Raw genomic sequence first — 24489 nt, forward strand, 5'->3', positions numbered from 1 at the left:
TGAATACACTTGTCTTCTAACCAAGGAGACACATATTGCCAACTATTTTGCTATTTCAAGCCGCTTCCGATGCAAGCCATTTACCTTATGAGTTCTTTGAGCCGTTAGGGTATCAATTGCGACGAGTGTGTAATCAAGAGCCGTTGTGGTATGAGCTTAACTTGCATAGCCCTGAGCTTATCTTGTTTGATACTCATACTATGCCGCAAGATAGCATTAGGTTGATTCGTGAAATTCGCAGCCTTACAGTCACTCCTATCTTGGTCATCAGTCCTAACAATGATGTGTTTGATACCATAATTGCATTAGAAATGGGGGCGGATGATTATATGGCGGCGCCTTTGGTATTAAGAGAGTTGCAAGTGCGAATGCGCAATTTGCTTTGGCGCCAGCAGTTGTTAATTAAGACTCGGCAGCAATTGCAGCAAAATAGCGGCTATGGCCAAGATGTGTATTTTGATGATTACCATTTATGCGTTAATCGTCGGCAATTATTTCGCAATCAAGAAGCAATCAGCTTAACTAAAGCTGAGTTTGAATTGTTGCAAGCCTTCACGCGCTACCCTCAGCAAGTATTGAGTCGCCATAGATTGATGCAGCACACTCATCACCGTCATAGCTATGTTAATGAGAGAACCATAGATGTGATTATTCGGCGCCTACGGCAAAAGTTGTGTTCAGGTTTATTTGTGACAGTCCATGGTGAAGGATATTTGTTTGCGACTATGCCAAGCGCACAAAAAAACGCGGCCTAAGCCGTGTTTTCATTAATATCTAGGTTTTGCCAATTAAGCTAACTAAGCTAACTAAGCTTTAGCTTTTATCAGACTTAACCCAGTATAAGGTTATCCGCGCTAGTGCTTGATAAAATTGCCCTGCATCTTGTTGCTCAACTTGGCGGCAAAACGCAGGTAACCAAGACAGTAAGCAATTATCAATAAATGCCATCTGCGCCTCGTAACTTGCATGGGTGCATAAATGCCCCATATACGAAAGCATTACCGCTAGATGATCGGCTGGTTCCTTAAAATCGCTTTGCACTGCTAATTGGCTTTGTTTTAAGAAATCACACATCAAATGATGTTGCTCTCCAAACACTAACGCTTCCTTAGTTTTTGTCAAGTAATGGCTAGCATAAGGCGTTGGGGCGTGCTTATTGCCAATTAAAAATAATCCGCAGTAATCGGCCGCCAGCTCCAACAATTGCCGCTCATTATTAATTTGCGACAATTGCTCCATGATGATTTGTACGTCGTGTTTGACGACAGGATCTTGCGCCAATTGTAACCAAAAAGCTGTTGCTTGAGGCTGAGTTAGCTCGGCGAGCCTAACATCATCTAATTCTCGGGCAAATAGCGATGAAAGCAGCTGGTAAACCAGCGCTCTCACTTGGTCAAGTTCGCTAATGCTGCTAGCTAGCTGACTCATATTGATACCTCGATTGGCCCACTAAATCCGCTGACTTCAGGCACCTTGCCGCGATACTTCTCATAATTGACTAAGCAAGTATATGCCGAGCAAGCTTGAGCCAATTTCGAGGTGCCAATGTCTAATGTGCAAGTATTTGGATCGCCATAAGAATCCATAGCACCTATCTCATTGCCGCCTTGTTTGCTGCCATCTTTACCCACAGGGCTATACCAAGCGCCTTCTTGAATACGAATTACTCCTTCAGGGAAATTACTTGAGATAATAGCGCCTGCCAGTAACTGACCGCGGTCGTTAAAGACACGGATAATATCGCCGTCGTTAATGCCGCGAGCTTTAGCATCTTTAGCATTGATGTAGCATGGCTCGCGCCCTTGGACTGTATACGTTTCTCGATAAGTATCTGATTCACACATTTGCGAATGCAAGCGCTTATCTGGGTGGCATGATTGCAACCAGATAGGATGCTGCTTGGAGCCCGGGCCGCCGTGGCTGCGTTCCACTTTTTCCATCCATTTCGGATGACCTGCACAATCATCATAGTTATAGCTAGCTATCTTGCGGCTAAATATTTCAATTAAACCAGATGGTGTGCCTAATGGGTTGATTTCAGGGTCATCACGGAACGCTTGGTGTCTAACCCAAGGCTCGCCTGGGCCAAAATCAAAGTAACCACTTTGCCAGAAAGTATTGAAATCAGGCATGTCCCATTTTTTGGCATTATCCTTTTTGCAATCGTTATAGAGCATGGCTAGCCATTGCATTTCATTCATGCCGCGAGTGTATTGCTTCTCTTTGTCTGGGCCTAACATACGGGCAAAGCGCGTGAAGATTTCAAAATCTGACAAGCTAGAATATAACGGCTCCACCATTTTCTTCATGGCAATAACGCCGCGATTAGCATAAGCGCCATAGATATCAATATCGTTGCGCTCAAAGGTGGTACAAGCGGGCAGAACTATGTCTGAAAAACGCGAACCCGCGTTCCAGTTAGTGTCTATGGTAACCACGCATTTTAATTGGCGATAGGCCTCTTTCATGCGGTTACGTTGCTGGTGGTGATTCCAAGGGTTACAGCCAGAAAACACCATCATTTTGACATCTGGCAATTTTACTTTACTGCCATTGGCATCAATCACTTTGCCGGGTTCTAAAATGGAGTCAACCCAGCGCGCTACTGGGATAACACTTGAATAGCCTTTAAAGTCTTCACTTGGGTAAATTGGTGTCATACCTTCATCAAGGTTACGCGGGAACGCGCCTGGCATAGCAGCCCCTGATGATGGAATGCCTATGCCTGAATAATGGTGGCCATAGCTTATGCCGCCGCCAGGTAAGCCAATTTGACCTATCATGGTGGCAAGCACGGCTGACATCCAATACGGCTGCTCACCATGTTGCTGGCGCTGAATACACCAACCCACCATGATTTGCACTCGACCTGTGGTCATAATTTTGGCGAGTTCACGGATTTTATCGGGGCTAATGCCACAAATAGGACTCGCCCATTCAGGGGTCTTAGGCACGCCGTCTTGTTCGCCTGTGATATAAGGTAAAAACTCTTCAAAGCCTAAGCTGTAGCCTTCAATAAACTCTTTGTCATACCTGTTATTAGTCACCATCTCATGGGCGATAGCCAGCATTAAGGGCACGTCAGTTTGCGGATTAACGTACTGGTGCTCACATTCAAGATAATTTTGAGTTTTGCTGACTACAGGATCTATGCTGATCACCCGAATCTTGCCGTCTTTCACTAATTGCTTAAGTTCAGCTAAGTAGGCATAAGATTCGTGGGTTTCAGTATTCCAACCGACCTGTAAGTTTTTATAGGGGTCGTTCGACCACAGAATAATGGTATCTGAGTGTTCTAAAATCAGCGACCACGAGGTGCCTTGGGCATACACTTCCGTCGAACCCAAAACGTAAGGCAAGATCACTTGCCCCGCACCAGTTGAGTAATCCCCTACCTTTTTTACGAAGTTACCATGCATAGCCACGGCTCTTTGCATATGGCTGGTGCATGAGTGCAACTGACCTACCGCGCGCCAACCGGTTTGGCCTGCGTGCAAACCTGATGGTCCATATTGAGTTTGTACTTGATTCAATGCCTCAATAAACATTGACAAGGCTTTGTCCCAAGTGACGCGTACAAAACGAAAATCGCCGCGAGTATCTGGATTGGCGCCAAAACCACCGGTTAAATAATCGAGGCGCACCATAGGGTAGCGGGCGCGGGAATTGTTATAAACCAAGCCCTTAATGCCATTGATCATATCACTTGGGTATTTATCGTAATCAAAGGGTAATACCTTATCTATCACCCCATTTTTACGACTAATTTTAAAGGCGCCAAAGTGTGAGCCTGTTACCAAGTAATCGCTTGAGCCTGCTTCGCCTGCAGCGGCTAGGGCTTCAAAGGGGGACAGTAGCGAGCTGCCAGCAATAGATACGCACGAGACAGATAACAATCCTTTCAGAAATTCTCTTCTATTCATCTTAGTTTCCTACTAGTGCTGAGCGCTTTTATCGAAGGTGGATGAATGCTCTTGCAGGTATTTCTGCACTAGAGCTGTAGTATCTTGATCCATATTCACAAACGCGAGCATGCCTTGGAACATTCCAGGCCAAGTGTTGGCATCGAAGTGGTTAGGTGCAGGTTGGGTATGACAAACACTGCATGAAGTATTGTAGGTTTCAGCGGCGTAGCTCCACAGCGGCGCATCACTAGTCAATAAGTAATCCTTGTCTGTCCACATATCCGCTTCAACGCGTTGCCAGGTTAAACCGGTTAATGGGTCGACTTTTTCTTCAAAGACTCTAACTAAGCCTTCTTTAGCCGCGGCATCTTTTGATAATTGTGCAGTTAAGATATTGACGCCGAAATCAGCATAAATAACGCGGCCTAAACCAACACGCTTACGCCAGCCTTTAATGGCCACTTTAACGCGATTATCTTTGTTCTCTAAGATGTTCACTTCGGTCGCAATGTTAATTGTGCCTTGATCTTCTTTTGAGCTAGCATCGAGATACAGAGGTTTAGTGAGCGCAGTGTAGTAGTCAGCATTGATTTGCAGGCTAGTAACACCTCGGCCAACTTGGGCAATCAATTCAGGTGCTCTGGCAGTACCCATGTTAGGTAAGTTATGAGCAATACCCTTATGACAATCAATACAACTTTGATCGATTTCAGCCGCATGCTTCATCTGTTTTACGGCAAGTGGGGACATAGTGTCCCATTTCATCGATTTATATTGATGGCAGTTTTTACAAGCCAATGAATTAGTCATATCGAAACGCTTCCATTCGCGGGCTGCCATTTCTAAGCGTTTGTTCTCAAATTTTTCATCGGTATCTATGGTATTGACTAGCCAGCCAAATACTTCTTTTGAGGCTTCCATCTTACGACCAATTTTCTGGGTCCATTGATGGGGGACGTGGCAATCAGGGCAGGTGGCACGCACTCCTGAATGGTTCGACCAATGCACTGTGTTTTGTAATTCTTTATAGGGTTTTTGCATGCCATGACAGCTAATGCAAAATTCTTCGGTGTTGGTGTGTTCCAGTGCTGTGTTAAAACCTCCCCAGAACACTATGCCCATCACAAAAGAACACAGAATAATGGTACCTAACGATAAATATTTGGCTGGCGAGCTTAAGGTTCGCCACAGATTGCGTAACCACTTCATAGACATGTCCTCAATAATTTATTTTTTAAAATCTAGTGGCCTGGAATTCCGTAGAAAGTTTGATAAAACCAGATAAAGAAGCCATAGGCTGAAATCAGACCGATAGTCAGAAGTGGGAACAAGATCACTACGACAAATCCTAGGGCTTTAAGCTCGCCCCCTTTGGTTGTCTCGTCTTGGTTTTTGTTATTCATAAATAGGACTCTCCGAAGCAACAATTTTGGCCTTCATCAATAATAGACTAAGAATATGAACCCGAATGTTTAGTGCTATGAATGGATCACGTCTAAATATGAAAGGATGTGAACAGAAGCTTTAGATAACTAAAATGCTGAGGGGAGTCGAAAAACTGTTGGATATTGCTCAGTTTTATCTATTACTAGTTCTCCTTGAGTAAAAATCAAGTACACTGCCGCCAACCAAGGTCATGACGCTATTATTGCGATTTTAATGATGGTTGCAGGTCATAAGCCTTAGGGTTTGTGGATCTCTCACCCACAGTAATGTGGGGCTCTAACCTGCCATGGCCTAGGTCAATTGACCCAAATTAAGAGATCGTACAAGGATAATCATGAATAACTCCGCTCCAAATAACACTCCTACACCAAGCTGGCTTGAACGCCAATTTAATATCACAGCGCGTGGAACCACGGTAAAACGTGAGTTGATTGCTGGTTTAACGACCTTCCTCGCTATGGTCTACTCAATTATCGTAGTGCCGAAAATGTTAGGCGAAGCTGGATTTGACACCGGCGCGGTATTTATTGCTACCTGTTTAATTGCGGCGTTTGGCTCGCTCCTTATGGGGTTATGGGCCAATTTACCTATGGCCATTGGCTGCGCTATTTCACTGACTGCCTTTACAGCTTTTAGTTTAGTGATAGGCCAAGGCATGAGTATCGGAGTGACCTTAGGGGCGATATTTTTAACTGGGGTAACTTTTACTGTTATTTCAGTCACTGGCATACGGCAGTGGATTTTAACTAACTTACCGGCTGGTATTGCTCATGGTACAGGGATAGGTATTGGTCTGTTTTTATTGCTGATTGCCGCTAACAGTGTCGGCTTAATCGTAGGTAATTCTGCGGGCTTACCAGTAAAACTTGGGAACATTGATTCATTTGGCGTGATAGCTGCAATCGTAGGTTTAGCTGCGACTATCGGGCTTGAAAAGAAGCGCGTACCAGGCGGCATACTGTTAGTCATCGTAGTGTTATCTATTTTTGGGTTAATCTTTGATCCTAATGTGACTTACCAAGGCTTTTTTGCCCTGCCTAATTTTACTAACGAGCATAGCTTAATAGGGCAATTAGATATTATGGGCGCGCTTAATCCTGTGATATTGCCGATAGTGTTAGCGTTAGTAATGACAGCAATTTTTGATGCCACAGGTACTATTCGCGCTGTTGCTGGCCAAGCCAAGTTACTTGATAGTAAAGATCAAATTATTGATGGTGATAAAGCCTTAACCTCAGACTCAGTGAGTACCATTTTTGCTAGTCTCGTTGGAGGCTCGCCAGCGGCTGTCTATATTGAATCGGCAGCAGGAACAGCTGCAGGTGGTAAGACTGGTTTGACCGCCACTGTGGTCGGCGTGTTATTTTTATTGATGATGTTCTTAGCACCATTAAGCTATTTAGTACCAGCCTACGCGACTGCGCCAGCCTTAATGTATGTTGGATTACTAATGCTATCTAACGTCAGCAAGCTTGATTTTACTGACAGCATAGATGCAATGGCAGGCTTAACCTGCGCCGTATTTATTGTGCTTAGTTGCAATATTGTCACTGGCATTATGCTTGGTTTTGTGACCTTAACCATAGGGCGCTTACTGGCGGGTGAGTGGCGCCGTTTAAATGTCGCAGTAATCACTATTACCGTCGGTCTTGCCATCTTCTACTTAGGTGGTTGGGCAATTTAACATCCTCGATTTATTGTGCTGCTAAGCCTTGGTGATAAAGGCTTTTCAGCACATCTTTCCACGTCAAAATCCCTACCAGTTGATTATCTCTAAGTACAGGCAAACAACCTATATTGTGCTCGACCAACAGGCTTGCCGCTTGGGCTAAGCTGCTGTCAGCTGTAATGGTTATCACTTTTCGACTCATGATTTGATGGACTCGTTTGTTGAGACATATGAGTTCGCTGTCTTTAGCTAGCGGGTTATCAACGTTGGGATTGAGTGCACGCAATAAGTCTCGCTCGGATACTAGACCAACTAACTGGTGATTCTCGACCACGGGCAAATGATGCAGCTTACTGTGATTAAATATGTCTTTGACTAAGCTAATTTTGTCATCCATTTCCACTGTGACTAGTCTATTACTCATCATGTGACTTACTTGCATATTTTCATCCTGAAAATAGGGATTAATCGCTATGATTAAACCAAAAACATTAATTATTTCATAACTATACTATGGCTTTACTAAAAATGGGAAGTATGGATGAATGGGCTAAGTGTAGCGGAGATACTGCAAAAATTGGCTGCCTAAATTACTCGTTGGGTTAATTTTGGCAGCCAAAATGACAGTTGATATTTATCTAAGACTATTTAGACGCACGACTTAAAAGAATAAGTGCGCCATACCTGCAATCACTGGCAGCGTGATTAAGGTACGCAAAATAAAGATCATAAACAGTTCAGCAAAGTTGACCGGAATCTTACTGCCTAACAGTAACGCGCCCACTTCGCTCATATAAATAAGCTGAGTCACTGACATAGCGGCTATCACAAAGCGAGTCATATCGGATTCAATCGATGCTGCTAAAATCGATGGAATAAACATATCGGCAAAACCGACCACGATAGTTTTTGAGGCTTCAGCGGCTTCTGGAATCTGTAATAATTCTAAAAATGGGATGAATGGCATACCTAACCAAGTAAAGATAGGTGTGTATTCGGCCACAATTAATGCCAAGGTACCAATACCCATGACTACTGGCAGTACGCCAAAAATCATATCAACGGCATTTTTAACACCTTCATTAAGGAACTGTTTTACGCCGCCAGAGTTCTGAGCTCTTTGCATGGCTAAATCTAAGCCCCAGCCTAATAATGACTTATCGGTTGGCTTAAGTTCGGCGACTGAGCTTCTTGGCGTGCCATCAATGTAAGCATCTTTCTTGCGTGATAACGGTGGCAGTCTTGGTACGATAATCGCCGCAGCAAGTCCGGCTAAACACACAGTTAAGTAGAAAGGAGCAAACATGTGGGCCAAATTCACCTGCGAGATGATGACCAATGAAAAGGTAATAGATACCGCAGAGAAAGTAGTACCAATTACGGCCGCTTCTCTTTGGGTATAAAACTTCTCTTCATATTGCTTAGTAGTCAATAAAATCCCGACACTGCCATCGCCTAACCATGATGTCATGCAATCAATGGCACTACGTCCTGGCAAGTTAAACAAAGGTCTCATGATTTTAGTAAGCAAGGCACCTAACAGTTCAAGTAAACCAAAGTTAAGCAGCAGCGGTAGCAGCATGCCGGCAAACAAAAACACGCAGAATAAAATCGGCAGTAAGTCATTAAGAACTAATGAGCCAGTACTGCCAGAAATAATGGCTTCTGGGCCGACTTTTAATAAGCTCATGACAATGAAGATAGCGCCTAAAATTCGCACTATGACCCAGAGTAAATGCACACTAAATAAGTCACGAATGAAGTGGTGACGCTCAAACCATTTAGGTTGCCATAATTTAAACAGCACACTAAATAATGCCGTCATACATACCACGACAGTAATTATGCTAGGTAACCATGCACCTAAGGCTGCGAGTAAGCCTTTAGCAATTACGGCGACAGGAATAGTAATGGCATCTTGATAACTCACAGGGATCATAAACAGCAAGATCCCGATGAAAGAAGGGACGATGAAGGTCAACATCGTCTTTAAGCTATATTTTTGTTGTTCTGTAGCCACGGCAGTAACCCTTAAAAAAGACTAAATACAATGCGGATATGCGTTAGGTGTGCATTTTCATTCAGTCAGTAACTCAGTAAAAATAGACTGATAAATACTTATCAACCTGCGTCGTGCTAAGGCTTTGGCTAGTAAATTTAGCTCAACTTCGATAGCGAATAATTATCATCATAAAGTGACTAGATATATTTTACTTAAAAAAAGTCTGATGGCACTAATTAATTTTAATAATTTCACAATGTTGAGATAATACGGGTCTAACCGCTCAAATAGTACTCTATTTGGTTGGCTATAGTCTTGTAGCTTGTAGATTTATTGGGCAATAGGAGCCAAGTGCTGCCGTCGGGAGTCAGTATCAATGTCAATACTTACGCATAAATTTGAGTTAATCTTGCTTGGAAATGGGCTTGCCATCAACTTATCTGTGAATATTTAGCAGTGAGAATTTAACTGTGAGCACAGGTGTTTTTCAGGATACATTGCACTGAACTTGAACTTGAACTTGAACTTGAGTGCGGCTGATTGAGAACTTGAGCAGATTTGCGGCGTAGCATTAGTAAGGTGCTTTTAGTGACTCCCAAGCAGGGATTAAACTTCAAATGAAAAAGGGCATAAATAAGCAAATCTACAGTGGCTTATTTATGCCTTTGGCTGCATCTACTATTGAACACTTGATAAATAGTGACTGCAATAGTGGCCTAATTAACGATTGATTAGCTGTTAGCTACAGATGCTTGCAGTGAAATACCTGGTTGTTTAAACCAATATCCGTTGGAGTCTTGCGCTTGGCTTGCGATGCTCTCGCCGCGCGTTAGCATTTGCGCATCATTAAGGCCAGTCTCGCTATCCACTGATACTCTAAAATATTCAACGCCAAGGGCTTCAAGTTGCTGCCATTGGGCGGATAAATTACAGCGGCTGGCCGATTGAGTTTGAATGCCATTTAAGCGCAATAATTGTTGCTGCTCTTGCGTGGCGATATCTATGCCTTGCGGGTAATTGATGCACAAGGTTTGACAGTTATCCTTATTAACCCCAGCTTGCTTGGCGGTAAAGCAGCGCGCGGAATGGGCTAAAGGTAAGTGACCTAATCCTAACACTTCAGCGCGCAAACCTGGCTGCGCGCTTAATGTATCCGTTAACCACTCCTTATCTAACTCATAAGGCATAACAAACCTTTGCATGCCAAAGCTTTGTAACAGCTTTAATGTCGCAGGGTTATAGTGATTAATTTCAGCACCTGCGATAAAACCGACCTTAGCTTGCCTTGCCATAGCAACGGCGGCCATATCGTTGGCTTCAATCATAAATTCGCCATTATCGATAATCTGTTTTAAATGGCTGAGTTCAGAGCCCGCTTCCAACAAAGCTTGGGTGGTTAATACCACTTGCTTGCCACTGTCTTTTAAGTCGAGCGCCATGGCCCAATAATCTTTAAATTTTAATTGGCGTCTTTTGCTGCACACAGCTTCGCCTAAATACACTAACGGTATGTTAGCGGCGGCGACGGCTTGATAAAAACGTTCAGTGCGAGTTTTGTCCCAGCAATAGAGTAAGGGACCGAGTGAAACTTTCATGGTGGGCTCCATTATTGCCATTGCTTTTGATAAGCGCCAAGGGTAGTCACTTGACCTTCTGAGAGATGCGCGAGCACTTGATCCCACTTGGGCAGCACTTGATAGTGGCTTGGGTCAGTCAAATAGCTATCTATGGCTTGGCGCCAAGTTTTAGTGACTTGTGAAACATAGGCCGGGCTTCTCTGGCGGCCTTCAATCTTGAGTGAAGCAATCCCAGCTTGTGCCAATTGCGGCAATAATCGCAAGGTATTTAAGCTAATGGGCGCTTCTAACCAGTGCTCGGCATAGGCATGTTCGCTGCTAAGGTAGCGACCCTTGCATACGACGGGATAGCCTAAAGGCTCAGTCACCGGGGTATTATCAATTAACACGCCATTAAGATGGGTACTGCGTTGACCTTGCTGCTCTTGCCACTTGACGCAATTTGCAGGTGAGCAACTGCCGCCGGTATTGGGTGATTGGCCTGTAACATAGGATGATAAATGGCAGCGGCCTTCCGCCATAATGCATAAACTACCAAAGGCAAACACTTCTAAAGCCACCGGGCTTGCTGCTGCCAAGGTTTTGATTTGCTTCATGGTAAGCACTCTTGGCAATACCACGCGTTCAATGTTGAACAATTCATGATAAAGCTCAATCCCAGCTAAGTTATTGACGCTGGCCTGCACAGATAAATGCAAGGGAATATGCGGATGTTGCTGGTGGGCATAATCGAGCAGCGACATATCCGCAATGATGAGGGCATCAACGCCATGATCGGCAGCAAAGTCTATGGTCTCAAGCCATTTATGCTCAGTTCCTGGCATAGAAAAAGTATTGATGGCCAGATGCAGTTTCTTATCTTGCTGCTTAACCAGTTGCACCGCTTGCTTAAATTGGTCCTGACTAAAATTAAGTCCAGCAAATGAGCGCGCATTGGTTTCATTCTTAAGGCCGATGTACACGGCATCGGCTCCGGCATGGAGAGCCGCTTTAAGCGAGGCAAGGTTGCCTGCAGGGCAAAGTAATTCCATGAAAACTCCAACGAGAGGTGAATAATCCACCTAATTAATAGGCTTGGAAGAAATGGAACTAAGTGTAAGAGGCTTTAACATTCAGATGTTTGATTTAAAACAGGAATACTAGTATTAAGCTCAGGTAAACTGCCTAGCTATTTAGTTTGGAGATCCCCTATGTTTGCTAGTGAGCAAGTTGCAAAGAGACTGTTATCTTTGGCTCCTAATGCCTTGTCGTTACCGATGAAAGTCGTGCCATTTGCCCTTAAAGCCAAAATGATCGCGCGCTTATTATCGTTAAGCATAAGTCGCCAGTTTAGCCCGCAGGAATTATCTTTTTTGCGCAATCGACCTGTGGGCGTGACTGTACGCGACTTAGATCTTAACTTTGTGGTGACTTACCATGGCGATTTTACTATCCAGCAAAGTGGTGACGCGGATGTATTTTTTAGTGCTAACAGCCGTGAATTATTACTAATATTGGCCGCCAAAGAAGATCCTGACACTTTGTTTTTCCAGCAAAAGTTATCAATGCAAGGCAACACTGAATATGGTTTAGCCGTGAAAAATTTATTGATGAGTGTAGAGCTGGACTCGCAGCCTATGGCATTGAAACAAGGGATTTTAGCGCTGACGGCAGTGTTATTATCTCTAGAAGCGCAAGCTGGGATTGAACACGCGTATTTATAAAGACATTAAGGGCGCTACATCATTTGGCGTTAAACTGAATGATTAACGCCAAACTATAAATTATTCAACGACTTTAGGGGTATGGCTTGCCGTCCCTTTCGCTGAGTGCCGTTGACGCAAATGCTGCTGCTCGCCTTTACGTTTAACCTTAGCGTCATCTATGACTATGATTTCTTCAATAACAACCAAACTTTTGACTTGTTCTACATGTCTGTCGTGCTGCTGCTGACCTTTACGTTTAACGTTTTCGGTTTGCGAAGTTTGCGGCGCTTGCTCATTAGCCAGTAAAGTGCCGCTAATTAAAGTTGTTAATAACAATAACGGCTTAGTGAATTTAACCATGGGTGTCTCCAGTTTTCTCTAACCAAGTGAGGTTATTTTAGTGAATAAATACTTAATATGCTCACATTTTATTCCCTGCAAAAACTCACTGTTGCGGTAAAATTAGCCACTTACTGGTTGTTATCCGCACGCCATTGACTAAAACAATTAACACTAAAGTAACTATTCCAACGGGGTCAATAGTCGGTAATTGATTGAAAAACATTTGGTCAGTCACAATAGTTAGCAGACATGTTGCACTTGATAGTAATAAAACCCACGCCAGCGCCAATCGATATTTCATAGCATTCCCGCTTAAATTAGCCCTTAACCCCTATGATTAATATTCGCACATTTGTGAGCAAGATCAACAACCTTAACCGTTGGTGCGAGCGAATTTGCTAATTATAGCTACAAAAAAAGCCCTTGAGAGGGCTTAGTTATGCAAAAAATTTGACTTAATGTTTACCGGTGATGCGGATGTATTTGAGTAATAACTCATCTTGAGACTCAACGCGCGTTGAGTCTGGGTCGATGCAATCAATCGGACACACAGACACACAAGTCGGTTTATCATAATGGCCAACGCATTCAGTACAGAGGTTGGGATCTATCTCATAGATCTCCTCACCCATAGCAATGGCCTGATTCGGACACTCTGGCTCACACATATCACAGTTGATACAAGAGTCGTCGATGATTAATGCCATTACTCTTGAACCTTATGCGGATTACGAGTATCCATGCCTTCTGGCAAGTTGCGCAGCAATATGCCTTTTTCGATATTAATATCATTTGGCACTGGCATATACACCATGTGCCCTGAACCTAACCCAGCCTCAACAGCTTCACCTTTACGGTTTAACAGGCTGTCTAAGGTTAAATTGATATTGCCTTGGGGCGTCATTAATTCAACGCTATCGCCAAGCACAAATTTGTTTTTTACATCGATTTCGGCCATGCCTTGATCGTTGCGCTTGCCGGTTAACTCGCCGACAAATTGCTGACTGTCACTGATTGAGTGGCCATAGTCATAATTTTGATATTCATCATGAACGTGACGACGCAAGAAGCCTTCGGTATAACCGCGATGCGCCAAGCCTTCTAAGCGAGCCATTAAGCTGCCATCAAAGTTGCGACCGGCGCAGGCATCATCAATGGCTTGACGATAAAGTTGTGCTGTACGGGCAACATAATAGAAAGACTTAGTGCGGCCTTCAATTTTAAGTGAGTCGATGCCCATCTTAGTCAAACGCTCTACGTGTTGAATCGCCCGTAAGTCTTTTGAGTTCATGATGTAAGTGCCGTGCTCATCTTCAAACGCTGGCATATATTCGCCAGGGCGACCTGATTCTTGCAGCAGATACATGTTATCGCTTGGCTGACCTTCACCTAAGGTTGATGCTGGGTGAATGGCAACGATATCGCCGCTATCATCTTGCTTGGCATCATGGATGTCGTATTTCCAGCGGCAAGCATTAGTGCAAGTACCTTGGTTAGGGTCACGCTTATTGATATAGCCAGATAATAAGCAGCGGCCTGAATACGCCATACATAAGGCGCCGTGTACGAATACTTCGAGCTCAATATCTGGGCAGCGTTGGCGAATTTCTTCAATTTCATCTAAAGACAATTCACGCGATAAGATCACGCGCTTAATGCCTTGGGTTTGCCAAAACTTAACCGATGCCCAGTTAATGGCATTGGCCTGCACTGATAAATGCACCACTTGATCAGGGAAGGCTTCTCTGGCCATCATAATCAAGCCTGGATCTGACATGATAATGGCGTCTGGCTTCATAGCCACCACAGGTTCCATGTCCTTGATATAGGTTTTCAGCTTGGCATTGTGAGGAGCAATGTTGCTCACCACATATAATTTTTTCCCTAACGAATGAGCTTCTTGAATGCCTTGAGCCAGGTTCTCCATCTTGAAGTCATTATTGCGAACTCTAAGGCTATATCTTGGTTGCCCTGCATAAACGGCGTCGGCTCCATAGGCGAAGGCGTAACGCATGTTTTTCAGTGTCCCGGCTGGGGACAAAAGTTCTGGTTTAAACATAATCACTCTCAATAGGGTTAGTGCTGGCGGATCTTGGACCCGAGAATATCAATAGTAGAGGGTTACAGGCATAAGCAAGCTAGTGACGACTGAAACTGAGGCTACTGTGATAGGGCGGGCATTTTACTCAATGATACTCCCTTGATGCAAATATAACACCGAAAGCTGAACGACTAAGGCGCAAGATAGCCGCGCCTGCGCTGCATTTGTTGTAAGTGTTGAGTTAATATTAATGAAATGCAGTCAATTGCTGAAATCTACTGCTTTATTGCTGATATAATTCAGGGAGGAAGCCGTAACAGAGGACGTTACATGTCGATTGAACAGCAACTATTAGTGCGGTTATTGCGCAAACTTAAAGATGATACTTTGGTGTTACCTACTTTGCCTGAAGTCGCCATGCGTGTCCAAGAAGTGACAGCGCGCAGTGATAGCAGCCTTAAACAAGTAGCGGAAGTGATAGGCCAAGATGCGGCTATTAGTGCCAGGCTTATTAAGATTGCCAATAGTGCTTTATATAGCCGCGGGCTGGCGGTGGATAATATTAACGGTGCGGTTAATCGTATTGGTTTACAACAAATTCGCGCTATTGCCACCTCAATCGCCATGGAACAGCTGTTTATTTCTACCAATGAAATGGTGTGGGAAGTGATGGATGAAGTCTGGCAAACCTCGATTAATGTGACAGCTGCATCTTGCGCCATTCTCCATCGGTATCAAAGTAAACATGGAAAACAAGGCTTTAATGTTGATACTATGACGTTAGCTGGGTTAGTCCACAATATTGGCGCTTTACCTATTTTGACTGAAGCAGAAGCCGATCCTGAGTTGTTTGATGATATTGATAAATTGCGCCAAGTGGTTAAGAAGTTACAAGGGCCGATAGGCCGTTCAGTACTGTCATCCTGGGAATTTTCTGAAGAAGTGATGGAAGTGGTCTCGCGTTGGTCAGATTTAAGTTACAACTCTAGCACTATCTCTTATATCGACTTTATCCGTGCTGGCGCATTTTATACTGGAGAATTGCGAGCCGGTGAGCAATTTAAGCAACGCATGGATGCTTATGTTGAACGAGGTTTACCTGTGAGCGAAGAGGAATTACAAGATGAAAGCTTTGTGCAATTATATGAATCTATTAAACAAAGCTATGAGTAAATCCTTGTGTGGATAATCCTGCCCTTAGTAGTGGTCATAGTGGCACTCATTGGATTGTGCTGGTCGCAATCTAACAAAAATACATACTATGGTGATTTAGTTGCTTTGTTTCGTCGTAAATTGCAGCGTATTCCCAGCCAAACTCTGAGTCATACGCGTGAGTTTACCCAGGAAGATAACGAGTTACTGTTGCGTGTCGATGAGCTACTAAATAATCGTCATGAACTGCCAGGCATTGATAAGTTAACTGGGCTTACTAATCGTTTAGGCCTTAAACGTTATTTAATGACGCGTATGCCGATAATGACTGGCGTGTTGGTTTTACTCGATATTTACCGGTTTCGTTATGTTAATGATTTATTTGGTTTTGATTTTGGCGATCGTTTGATTAAGGCGTTCAGTGAGCGCTTAGCCAAGTTAACTAGCAACAGCGAAATCACAGCACGGCTTGATGGTGATGAGTTTTTAATTTACTTTAATCAGCCCATGGCGCTTGAAACCATTAAAGAATTACGCCATGACTTACAGCTGCCGTTTGCCATTAATGGCACTCCCATAGTATTAAAACTCCAGCTTGGCTACCTTCAATTATTTGAGCATCATCATGATGTGAGTGTGATGCTGCGTCGTCTTGATTTAACCTTAAAACAGGCGCGCGTCAGCCGCGATAAACTGTTCGTCTATCAAACTGGGATGGATCAATTACAACAACGCGAGTTGCAACTTATCCACGATTTACCTAAGGGATTAATCAGCAATGCTTGCTACTTGGTGTACCAGCCCAAGTGGGATTTACGGCAGCAATGTTGTAATCAGGTAGAAGCTTTATTGCGCTGGAACCATCCAGTGTTAGGCCAAGTATCGCCCGCTGAGTTTATTCCTTTAGCTGAATATACTGGCATGATTGAATTGATCAGTGAATGGGCACTTGAGCAAGTGATATTGCAGCAACAGCGCTGGCAGCAAACTGGGCTTGATGTGCAAGTGGCGGTTAACTTGTCCACTCGCGATCTGGATAACTTGAGCTTGTCCCAAGACTTATTGGTGAGCTTAGTTAAACGCGGAGTATCGCCGCGCCACATTATGATTGAAATCACCGAAAGTCATTTGATGGCCGATATTGATAAAACCTTAGAAGTCTTGAATCGCCTACGGGGCATTGGTGTGCAATTGGCTATCGATGATTTTGGTACTGGTTATTCTTCATTAGCCTATTTAAAGCATTTGCCAGTGGATGAAGTCAAAATCGATAGAGCTTTCTTGCAAGATGTTCTGTGTGACCCTCATGGCGCCGCCATTTTAGAAACCAGTATTCAATTGGCCAAACAATTGGGATTTGCGGTGACAGTGGAAGGGGTTGAAACTCAAGCAGTTTGGGACGTATTAGTCGATATGGGGGCGGATAAAATTCAAGGTCAATGGTTTAGCTCTCCGCTTACTGCAGTAGAACTTGAAAGCTACTGGCAATCTTTGCAAACCAAAATGAAGATTTCTTGACTCTAAAATCTGGCTTTGAGACTATCTAGTCAATTCATTAGATTTTTCTCATAAATCTGATGTCTAGCCAAGATTAAGTACATTAAACCTCAAGTATTCAAGGTATTATTATGGCTGAAAAAATTGTAGAAGTAAGCACTCACATGGGCGCTGGCTGGAAAGTAACAGCGCAAGTGCGCGAGCATACCTTAGTGATTGACCAACCGACGGCAACTAACGAAGGCGCTAATCCCTTAGAAACCTTTTTATTCTCACTCGCTGGCTGTATTTCTGCCATTGCCAAAATGACAGCGCGCGATGAAAAAATTGATTTACGTGCCATCGACATTCAAGTGAAGGGCGTAATGAATCCAGCAGGTTTGTTAGGCCAAGCCACGGATGATCCGGTGGGCTTTAAACATATTAATATTGAAGCGGTTATCGATGCGAATTTAACTGATGCTGAAAAATCAGCATTTTTAGATAGAGTGTGTCATCGTTGCCCAGTGCATGACAACTTATTGCATCCAACCTTAGTGACTCATAGTGCGGTTGAAGCTTGAAGCTTGAAGCTTGAGGCTTAAGGCGACAGCTTTATAGCTTAACCCGCGCGTTATTATTTCATGGCGACCTTAGGTCGCCATGTGTGTTTTAGATTGGTAGTCACTCAAGCCTGAATCTTAAGGTTTAATCTTCTTTGGCCACCACGCCTTACCCAATCGCAGCAAGATTAAACTGAGCGCCACCCAAGCGCAGCCAATTAAGGTATCAAACAAGCGCCAGCGGATAAGGTATTCATCTCCGCCTTGATTCAGCATGGCTAAGTCGACAATCACCAACACTATGATAGTGATGACGCAGCTAAAGGCGGCATAACTCTGACGTAAGCAAGTTGGCATTATGATGGCAAGCAGCATGACTAAGACGACTAAGGCATTACTGGGTAGGCCAATAATAATCAAATAAGTGATGCCAACCCCAAGCAGGGTGCCAAGGATACGTTGACGCACTTTAATCCAAGTGCTGGCATCATTCACGTGCATGACAAATAATACGGTTAATCCTACCCAAGCCGTATGCTCGGCATGTAGCCACTGGGCTGATAGCATGGCAAGCAAAATGGTAATTGGTAACGTAAAGCCAAACAGTGGCCCGTTAGTGTCGCCCGCTAAGATATGATGCCATTCATCACTGGGTGACCACTCAGTGGCATCCGATGGCAGCAGCCATTGCTGCAACAAGGTTAATCCGAGTGCTAAAAATGCTCCAGCCAAATAGGCCATGGCAGTTGTCAAGGTCGCAGGTAATCCCATTTCAGCCAGTAATAGCGCCGCTGCGGTAAATTTCCCTAACAAACTTAAATAGGCTTGCTCGGCTGTGGGTTGGCCAGCTAAAAACCCTATGATGACAAGTGCTGCCATGGCGAGTTCTTTATGGCCCACTAATAACACTCCAAGCATGCCAGCCAAGATCATTAGCGACATACCACCAACAATAGCAAGGGCTTGTCGTTGCGGGCGGCGGCGCGGATCTAAGCGTAAGGCAAACATGGCACCAAGCGCGACAAAGGCAAATTGCTCCATCTTAAGTTGATGGCCAAGCAGCAAAGGTAAGCCCATAGCTAAAGCAAAGACGCCGCCGCGGATCCACTCATCGTAATTTGGTCGAGTTAACACTAAAACCCCCTGTGGTTAATGCGCCAGTATAGGAGGTGGACAGGGCTGTGCTGAGTAAAATCTAGCGGCATAGCAAAAATTTAATCTTGATGAATATGGTTAATGTGGAATTAAAGTAGCAGTGCAGCGGTAATAGGATGAAACTGCTGACTGGCATTAATGAGTGAGTGGGCCGTTAAACTTGGCACTCCATACACTTGAGTATCGGTCGCGTATTTATTGTGTATGTGAGTCAGCAAGCGATCAAAATCACCATCGCCAGACAGTAAAATCACTTGGTCAACCTGTGATGCCACTTCCATGATATCGATAGTAATGCCGACATCCCAGTCCCCCTTAGCCGAACCATCACTGCGCTGAATAAAGGGTTTGAGCTTAACCTCAAAGCCAATATGTTTGAGCGCTTCTTGAAATTTTATTTGGCCGTCATTGCCGCTATCAATCGCATAGGCATAAGCAATATCAATTTGTCCTTGCGCGCTAATAAGCTGCCAGAAATGGCGGTAATTAAATTGCCGACCATAGGCCTCGCGGCAGGTGTAATAAATGTTTTGTACATCCACAAAAATGGCGATTTTTTTCAAGAAGGAAACTCTAAAAGGTAAAACCTAGTTTGACTATATCATATTCATAGTAGGTTCTGATTATCCTTACTATTTATGGATAAGAATCAACAAGCTTATGACAGCGTTTGCCCAGTAAGAATTAAGCGGCTCTTAATTTTTACTGTAATAGCTTCTTAATGTAACCTCTTAATGGGCAAGCCGATTTAGCTTGATGAGACGCGGCGCATACGCTGCTGTTTATATTGCTTAGCGGTTTTAGGAATAGGGGTCGCTTTGCCTGTTTCTAACCATTTTTTGAGGCGGTTGGCATCGGCAATATGGGTTAACTTGCCATGGGCATCAAGTACCACAAATGCAACTTGGCGTTTATCCATTTCGGTGCGCATTACTAAACAATGACCTGCGGCATTAGTAAAACCAGTTTTGGTTAAGTGCACATTCCAGCCCGCGTTTTTCACTAAGCGATTAGTGTTATTAAATACCAACTTATATCTTGGGCTAGTAAAAGAGATGGTTTTGTTTGGGGTTGAGCTTAATTTTCCTATCAAGGGATAGTGCTTACTGGCTTTCAATAGTCGCACTAAATCATTGGCACTAGAGACGTTTTTAGGCGATAAACCTGTGGGTTCGACGTAGCGAGTGCTCTTCATTCCTAAGGCTTTAGCCTTTGCATTCATGGCCTTAATAAAGGCCTTATACCCACCAGGATAATGATGCGCTAAGCTAGCCGCGGCGCGATTTTCAGATGACATCATGGTCAGCAATAACATGTCACGGCGCGAGAGTACGCTGCCAATCTTCACTCGCGAATAAACCCCTTTCATCTCCTTGGTATCTTTGATGTGGATATTGAGCTTTTCATCTAAATCTAATTTGGCATCTAACACCACTATGGCGGTCATTAACTTAGTGACCGAGGCAATGGGCATGACTAAATTGGGATTGCTGGAATAGAGCACTTCATTAGTATCAAGATCAACCAGCATAGCGCTCACCGAGGCGACTTCTTGCTGCGATTTTGGCGTGCTTTGCTTGCTTGCCGCCACACTTGGGCTTGTGATTAGCATGTTAAAAAATACCATTATGACTAGCATGCTAAGTGACCTAGCCAACCACAGTGAAAGCGATTGAGATGATAAACAAGCAGTGCGATATGAGGTCATTATGAGTCAGCCATTAGCAAATGATTGAGATTCTAAAACTAAAGTATAAGGTAACTTAATGTAAAAATCTGGTTAAACATGAGGTTGGTGTAAAATAAATGTGTTAATCAACGGCTGCTAATGCACTGAAAGATAATGGTTATAACTACAGCTATAACACCTAAGTGTTAGTGGCTGCTTATGGCAAACGGTAGTACTGCTATACCTTTTTGGGTTAGCAATAACTAAAGTGCTTAAATTGTGCACTGGCGTGGGTTTGCTGGCTTGAATATGATTTGTGTGGGATTTGAAGGTTAATGTTGTTGGTGCGGAATTTTGTGGTGGATTCGTTGTGTGTCTTTGTGAATTTTGTTAGTCTTTGTTTTTGGATATTGCATTTATAAAGTTGATTTTTAAGTTAAATGTCTTTTTATTGTTCAGTGTTAACAGCGCGTCAGCTCAAATGTGATTAAGAGTGGCGCTTTTCTTGCTGTAAAACACTAAGTCTTTTGATGGCATGTTAAGTTTGTGGAGTGATGTTTGCGTAACCTAAAGAATGAGATGGACTTCGACAATACTCGCGATGCGCGATTTGGTTACCATCAAAGTGAACAGCCAAAGGCCAGTGGGCCTAAGCCAGCTAAACCCCCAAAAAAAGCGGCGCGAACGTCCCGTAAGCGCAGTTATTTGGGCTTTTTGCTGTTCCTACTCTTGTTGGCACTCAGTGCGTTGGTTTTTTTTGAGGTAACAACCTCACATTATCAAAGCCAATTTATCCATAAATTCGCGACGCGATTGACTTATGAAGTGCAAGATAAGCCTAGTGATAATGTGATCTATCCAAGTTATGGTCCCTTTGATCATCGCCATGGTTACACTAAATTACCTGAATATTTAAAACGCTTGCACGAGCGCAATTTCCGCGTGACTTATCAAACTACGTTTTCGCCAGAGCTAATCCAATACACTCAGTTAGGATTCTTCCCGCCTTACCATGAAAAAGCCCAATCAGGGTTAACCTTAATGGATTGTAAACTCGATCAAGTCTACAGTTTTGCCTATCCAAAACGGGTTTATCAAGATGGCGAAACCATACCGCTGCAGGTCATTAATACTCTCCTCTTTATTGAAAATAGAGAGTTATGGACAAGTGAACCGCACCTCAATCCTGTAATTGACTGGCCGCGATTTGTGGTCGCCGGCTTTAGTCAACTTGCTGAAATGATGGGCTTAAATGTCTCAACCGCAGGGGGCAGTACCTTAGCTACTCAAATTGAGAAGTTCCGTCATTCTGAGCATGGCCTTACTTCAAGCATTCAAGATAAGTTGCTGCAGATTGGTTCGGCCAGCGTGCGGGTCTATCAGCAAGGCGAAGAAACTGCGCCAGCGCGGGCGCGCATTGTGCAAGATTATTTAAATACAGTACCGTTATCATCTGCGCCTATTCATGGTGAAGTGCATGGCGTCGGCGATGGTTTATGGGCTTGGTTTGGCACGGATTTTAATCAGGCCAATGCCTTACTGTTACAAGAGCAAACACCTAGTAATGCCGCAGCGCGCGGGCAAGTGTTCCGGCAAATTGTGGCATTAATGATTGCTCAGCGCCGCCCATCGTATTACTTGCTCCATGGTCATGAAGATTTAGAGCGCCTTGTGGATAGCCATATTCGCTTGTTAGGCCGCGCCTCATTAGTTGAGTCTGAGTTAACCACAGTGGCACTTGAGCAACGCTTACAATTTAATGATTTTAAAAATAAGAAACGTCCGCAAATCACTACCGACAAAGGCGTTAACAGTATACGTATCCGCACTGGCAGTATGTTAAATACTAGCTTGTACGATCTTGATAGAACTGACCTTGATGTCTACAGCACCTTGCAAGGCGACTTACAGTTACAAGTTAGCCAGTACTTAACTGGCTTAGCCAAGGCGCCTAATGCTGAAGCTGTGGGGCTGCTCGGAGAAAAATTGCTGACTCCAGGGCAGCTTAGTAATGTGGTTTACAGCTTTACCTTGTATGAGAGCACGCCTGAGGCTAATCAAGTGCGGGTGCAAACCGATAGCTCAAATCAACCCTTTGATATTAATGAAAGCAGTAAGCTTGAATTGGGCTCAACCGCTAAATTACGGGTGCTGGCCACTTACTTAGATATAGTGGCAGAACTGCATGAGCGCTTAACCCCTATGGGACGCAGTGCGCTCATGAACATAGAAATTGAAGCTAAAGACCGCATTACCCGTTGGGTGGTGGATTACTTATTATCGGCGCAAGATAAAAGCTTAACCGCCACCTTAAATGCGGCCATGCAGCGCCATTATTCGGCCTCGCCCAATGAACGCTTTTTTACTGGCGGCGGCTTACATGTGTTTAATAACTTTAAGCGTGAAGAAAACTCTAAAAACCCGACCATTTATGAGGCGCTGCAGCAATCAATCAACTTACCTTTTGTGCGTTTAATGCGTGAAATAGTCAATTACACTAGTAGTTTTCATAATGAAGGCAGCATAGCGCAACTGCTTAAAAACGATAAAGATCCACGCCGTGAAGAATATTTAAAGGCATTCTCCGCCCGTGAAGGCACAGTGTTTGTTAACCGTTTTTATCGTAAGTATAAAAAAATAGAACCAGCGCTGCGCTTTGAAACCTTGTTTGATGGCTTGCCTAAGGCTGAGCAGCAACTGGTGGCCGCTTATCGCTACTTATTACCCAATAACAGCCTAGAGCAATTTACCGCCTTTTTGGCGGAGCGTTTGCCTGAGAAGAAATATACTGAATCTAAATTAAATGCCATGTACAACAAGTACGGCCCCGATAAGTTTAACTTGGCTGATCAAGGCTATATCACCCGCACACATCCGTTAGAGTTATGGGTGCTGACTTACCTTAATGAAAACCCAGAGGCAAAGCTTGCCGATGTAAGACAAGCCAGTCAGCCAAAATTGCAGGAAGTGTATCGTTGGCTATTTAAGACTCGCCATAAGAATGCCCGCGATGTGCGCGTGCAAGTAATGCTAGAAGTTGAGGCTTTCTTAGATATTCATCAGCGCTGGGTAAAAATGGGCTATCCGTTTGACTCTATGGTGCCATCGTTAGGCTCAGCCTTAGGATCATCGGGTGATAGACCGGCGGCCTTAGCGGAATTAATGGGAATTATTCAAAACGAAGGTAAGCGTTTACCCACAGTGCGCATTAAGCAATTGCATTTTGCTGATAACACTCCCTACGAAGTGAGCTTAGTGCATCAAAGTCAGCTTGAATTAGTGCCAGGTCAGCAAGTGATGCGCCCTGAAGTCGCCGCGAGCCTTAAAAATGCCCTGACTAACGTGGTTGACAATGGAACTGGCCGGCGCTTAAAAGGTATCTTTAAGACCGAAAATGGTGAAATTATGCCTATTGGCGGCAAAACCGGTACTGGTGATAACCGCATTGTGACGCAAATGACCATGAGTAATAAGAAGGCTGCTACCGCTATGAACCGTACTGCGACCTTTGTGTTTTATCTTGGTGATAATTACTTTGGTACTCTAACCGCCTTTGTACCGGGCGCTAAAGCCGATGACTTTAGCTTTACCTCGGCGCTACCGCTACAGGTGATGAAAGGTATGATGCCGATTTTAGCGCCTTATGTGCAGACTAAGGCATCTATGTGTGAAGTGTTTTAATGGCCTTAAGATGTTATTAGCTCATAGCTAACAGACTCTTGCTACTACGCAGATGTCGCGCTATTAACCTTTAAAGACGGCCTCAATGGCCGTCTTTTTTATTGATATCAATGAGCAGTCGCTTAA

General features: G+C 43.9%; 21 protein-coding genes. 7 read left to right on the top strand and 14 right to left on the bottom strand.

The features are described 5' to 3' along the window. Positions 1 to 35 precede the first annotated feature (35 nt). Complete coding sequence (locus AC1HDP_RS00270) at positions 36 to 755, top strand: winged helix-turn-helix domain-containing protein (protein ID WP_479637195.1); 720 nt, start codon at positions 36 to 38, stop codon at positions 753 to 755. Between the two features lie 58 nt (positions 756 to 813). Here the strand turns inward: AC1HDP_RS00270 and torD are convergent, their stop codons facing one another. The 4 genes from torD to AC1HDP_RS00290 are packed head-to-tail and all read right to left on the bottom strand — an operon-like array spanning position 814 to position 5308. Continuing rightward, positions 814 to 1428 (bottom strand): molecular chaperone TorD, encoded by a 615-nt coding sequence (torD, locus tag AC1HDP_RS00275; RefSeq protein ID WP_479637196.1) that lies wholly within the window; start codon positions 1426 to 1428, stop codon positions 814 to 816. Continuing rightward, positions 1425 to 3923: a trimethylamine-N-oxide reductase TorA gene (torA, locus tag AC1HDP_RS00280; RefSeq protein WP_479637197.1), complete on the bottom strand. Its 2499-nt coding sequence runs from the start codon at positions 3921 to 3923 to the stop codon at positions 1425 to 1427. Before torA ends, torD begins: the two co-directional genes overlap by 4 nt. Before the next feature lie 12 nt (positions 3924 to 3935). Further along, positions 3936 to 5114 (bottom strand): pentaheme c-type cytochrome TorC, encoded by a 1179-nt coding sequence (gene torC, locus AC1HDP_RS00285; protein ID WP_479637198.1) that lies wholly within the window; start codon positions 5112 to 5114, stop codon positions 3936 to 3938. Between the two features lie 32 nt (positions 5115 to 5146). Then, the gene (locus AC1HDP_RS00290; protein ID WP_479637199.1) at positions 5147 to 5308 is read right to left on the bottom strand and encodes a periplasmic nitrate reductase, NapE protein; all 162 of its coding nucleotides are present in this window, start codon (positions 5306 to 5308) and stop codon (positions 5147 to 5149) included. A 377-nt stretch (positions 5309 to 5685) separates the two neighbouring features. Between AC1HDP_RS00290 and AC1HDP_RS00295 the strand changes: the two genes are divergently transcribed. Further along, positions 5686 to 7035: an NCS2 family permease gene (locus tag AC1HDP_RS00295; protein ID WP_479637200.1), complete on the top strand. Its 1350-nt coding sequence runs from the start codon at positions 5686 to 5688 to the stop codon at positions 7033 to 7035. A 10-nt stretch (positions 7036 to 7045) separates the two neighbouring features. Here the strand turns inward: AC1HDP_RS00295 and AC1HDP_RS00300 are convergent, their stop codons facing one another. The 4 genes from AC1HDP_RS00300 to ubiU form a co-directional block, all read right to left on the bottom strand. Beyond that, complete coding sequence (locus AC1HDP_RS00300; protein WP_479637201.1) at positions 7046 to 7447, bottom strand: CBS domain-containing protein; 402 nt, start codon at positions 7445 to 7447, stop codon at positions 7046 to 7048. A gap of 234 nt (positions 7448 to 7681) precedes the next feature. After that, positions 7682 to 9040, bottom strand: a complete 1359-nt coding sequence (locus AC1HDP_RS00305) for a YjiH family protein (RefSeq protein WP_479637202.1) — start codon at positions 9038 to 9040, stop codon at positions 7682 to 7684. A gap of 713 nt (positions 9041 to 9753) precedes the next feature. Further along, positions 9754 to 10617, bottom strand: a complete 864-nt coding sequence (locus AC1HDP_RS00310; protein ID WP_479637203.1) for a U32 family peptidase — start codon at positions 10615 to 10617, stop codon at positions 9754 to 9756. An 11-nt stretch (positions 10618 to 10628) separates the two neighbouring features. Then, positions 10629 to 11630, bottom strand: a complete 1002-nt coding sequence (gene ubiU, locus AC1HDP_RS00315; protein WP_479637204.1) for a ubiquinone anaerobic biosynthesis protein UbiU — start codon at positions 11628 to 11630, stop codon at positions 10629 to 10631. Between the two features lie 159 nt (positions 11631 to 11789). Here ubiU and ubiT point away from each other — a divergent pair, with 159 nt between their 5' ends. After that, positions 11790 to 12302: a ubiquinone anaerobic biosynthesis accessory factor UbiT gene (gene ubiT, locus AC1HDP_RS00320; protein ID WP_479637205.1), complete on the top strand. Its 513-nt coding sequence runs from the start codon at positions 11790 to 11792 to the stop codon at positions 12300 to 12302. Positions 12303 to 12362: 60 nt separating this feature from the next. Here the strand turns inward: ubiT and AC1HDP_RS00325 are convergent, their stop codons facing one another. The 3 genes from AC1HDP_RS00325 to trhP form a co-directional block, all read right to left on the bottom strand. Then, positions 12363 to 12644 carry a hypothetical protein gene (locus AC1HDP_RS00325; protein WP_479637206.1) on the bottom strand — a complete coding sequence of 94 codons (282 nt, stop codon included), beginning with the start codon at positions 12642 to 12644 and terminating at the stop codon, positions 12363 to 12365. 437 nt (positions 12645 to 13081) lie between these two features. Further along, complete coding sequence (locus AC1HDP_RS00330; RefSeq protein ID WP_479637207.1) at positions 13082 to 13333, bottom strand: YfhL family 4Fe-4S dicluster ferredoxin; 252 nt, start codon at positions 13331 to 13333, stop codon at positions 13082 to 13084. Then, on the bottom strand, positions 13333 to 14685 hold the full coding sequence (gene trhP, locus AC1HDP_RS00335) for a prephenate-dependent tRNA uridine(34) hydroxylase TrhP (protein WP_479637208.1): 1353 nt from the start codon (positions 14683 to 14685) through the stop codon (positions 13333 to 13335). Before trhP ends, AC1HDP_RS00330 begins: the two co-directional genes overlap by 1 nt. Positions 14686 to 14997: 312 nt before the next feature. On the opposite strand from trhP, the gene AC1HDP_RS00340 reads away from it, so the two are divergent. From AC1HDP_RS00340 to AC1HDP_RS00350, 3 genes are all read left to right on the top strand, one after another. Continuing rightward, complete coding sequence (locus tag AC1HDP_RS00340; protein WP_140931743.1) at positions 14998 to 15840, top strand: HDOD domain-containing protein; 843 nt, start codon at positions 14998 to 15000, stop codon at positions 15838 to 15840. A 105-nt stretch (positions 15841 to 15945) separates the two neighbouring features. After that, positions 15946 to 17337, top strand: a complete 1392-nt coding sequence (locus AC1HDP_RS00345) for a putative bifunctional diguanylate cyclase/phosphodiesterase (protein WP_479637209.1) — start codon at positions 15946 to 15948, stop codon at positions 17335 to 17337. Positions 17338 to 17447: 110 nt separating this feature from the next. After that, entirely contained in the window at positions 17448 to 17879 is a 432-nt protein-coding gene (locus tag AC1HDP_RS00350; RefSeq protein ID WP_479637210.1) for an OsmC family protein, read from the top strand. A 117-nt stretch (positions 17880 to 17996) separates the two neighbouring features. On the opposite strand, the gene AC1HDP_RS00355 is transcribed toward AC1HDP_RS00350, so the two are convergent. The 3 genes from AC1HDP_RS00355 to pbpG form a co-directional block, all read right to left on the bottom strand. After that, positions 17997 to 18992 (bottom strand): FUSC family protein, encoded by a 996-nt coding sequence (locus AC1HDP_RS00355; protein WP_479637211.1) that lies wholly within the window; start codon positions 18990 to 18992, stop codon positions 17997 to 17999. A gap of 110 nt (positions 18993 to 19102) precedes the next feature. Further along, complete coding sequence (locus tag AC1HDP_RS00360; RefSeq protein WP_479637212.1) at positions 19103 to 19576, bottom strand: LabA-like NYN domain-containing protein; 474 nt, start codon at positions 19574 to 19576, stop codon at positions 19103 to 19105. 185 nt (positions 19577 to 19761) lie between these two features. After that, on the bottom strand, positions 19762 to 20652 hold the full coding sequence (gene pbpG / locus AC1HDP_RS00365; RefSeq protein ID WP_479637213.1) for a D-alanyl-D-alanine endopeptidase: 891 nt from the start codon (positions 20650 to 20652) through the stop codon (positions 19762 to 19764). A 588-nt stretch (positions 20653 to 21240) separates the two neighbouring features. Between pbpG and AC1HDP_RS00370 the strand changes: the two genes are divergently transcribed. Continuing rightward, positions 21241 to 24363, top strand: a complete 3123-nt coding sequence (locus AC1HDP_RS00370; RefSeq protein WP_479637214.1) for a transglycosylase domain-containing protein — start codon at positions 21241 to 21243, stop codon at positions 24361 to 24363. Positions 24364 to 24489: the final 126 nt, after the last annotated feature.

The sequence above is a fragment of the Shewanella sp. ISS20 genome, assembly GCF_056522965.1.

Excerpts from the sequence above, each read along its gene's own strand:
- torD (WP_479637196.1), bottom strand. The coding sequence starts at position 1,428 with ATGAGTCAGCTAGCTAGCAGCATTAGCGAACTTGACCAAGTGAGAGCG.
- torA (WP_479637197.1), bottom strand. The coding sequence starts at position 3,923 with ATGAATAGAAGAGAATTTCTGAAAGGATTGTTATCTGTCTCGTGCGTA.
- torC (WP_479637198.1), bottom strand. The coding sequence starts at position 5,114 with ATGAAGTGGTTACGCAATCTGTGGCGAACCTTAAGCTCGCCAGCCAAA.
- AC1HDP_RS00290 (WP_479637199.1), bottom strand. The coding sequence starts at position 5,308 with ATGAATAACAAAAACCAAGACGAGACAACCAAAGGGGGCGAGCTTAAA.
- AC1HDP_RS00295 (WP_479637200.1), top strand. The coding sequence starts at position 5,686 with ATGAATAACTCCGCTCCAAATAACACTCCTACACCAAGCTGGCTTGAA.
- AC1HDP_RS00300 (WP_479637201.1), bottom strand. The coding sequence starts at position 7,447 with ATGATGAGTAATAGACTAGTCACAGTGGAAATGGATGACAAAATTAGC.
- AC1HDP_RS00310 (WP_479637203.1), bottom strand. The coding sequence starts at position 10,617 with ATGAAAGTTTCACTCGGTCCCTTACTCTATTGCTGGGACAAAACTCGC.
- ubiU (WP_479637204.1), bottom strand. The coding sequence starts at position 11,630 with ATGGAATTACTTTGCCCTGCAGGCAACCTTGCCTCGCTTAAAGCGGCT.
- ubiT (WP_479637205.1), top strand. The coding sequence starts at position 11,790 with ATGTTTGCTAGTGAGCAAGTTGCAAAGAGACTGTTATCTTTGGCTCCT.
- AC1HDP_RS00325 (WP_479637206.1), bottom strand. The coding sequence starts at position 12,644 with ATGGTTAAATTCACTAAGCCGTTATTGTTATTAACAACTTTAATTAGC.
- AC1HDP_RS00330 (WP_479637207.1), bottom strand. The coding sequence starts at position 13,333 with ATGGCATTAATCATCGACGACTCTTGTATCAACTGTGATATGTGTGAG.
- trhP (WP_479637208.1), bottom strand. The coding sequence starts at position 14,685 with ATGTTTAAACCAGAACTTTTGTCCCCAGCCGGGACACTGAAAAACATG.
- AC1HDP_RS00340 (WP_140931743.1), top strand. The coding sequence starts at position 14,998 with ATGTCGATTGAACAGCAACTATTAGTGCGGTTATTGCGCAAACTTAAA.
- AC1HDP_RS00350 (WP_479637210.1), top strand. The coding sequence starts at position 17,448 with ATGGCTGAAAAAATTGTAGAAGTAAGCACTCACATGGGCGCTGGCTGG.
- pbpG (WP_479637213.1), bottom strand. The coding sequence starts at position 20,652 with ATGCTAGTCATAATGGTATTTTTTAACATGCTAATCACAAGCCCAAGT.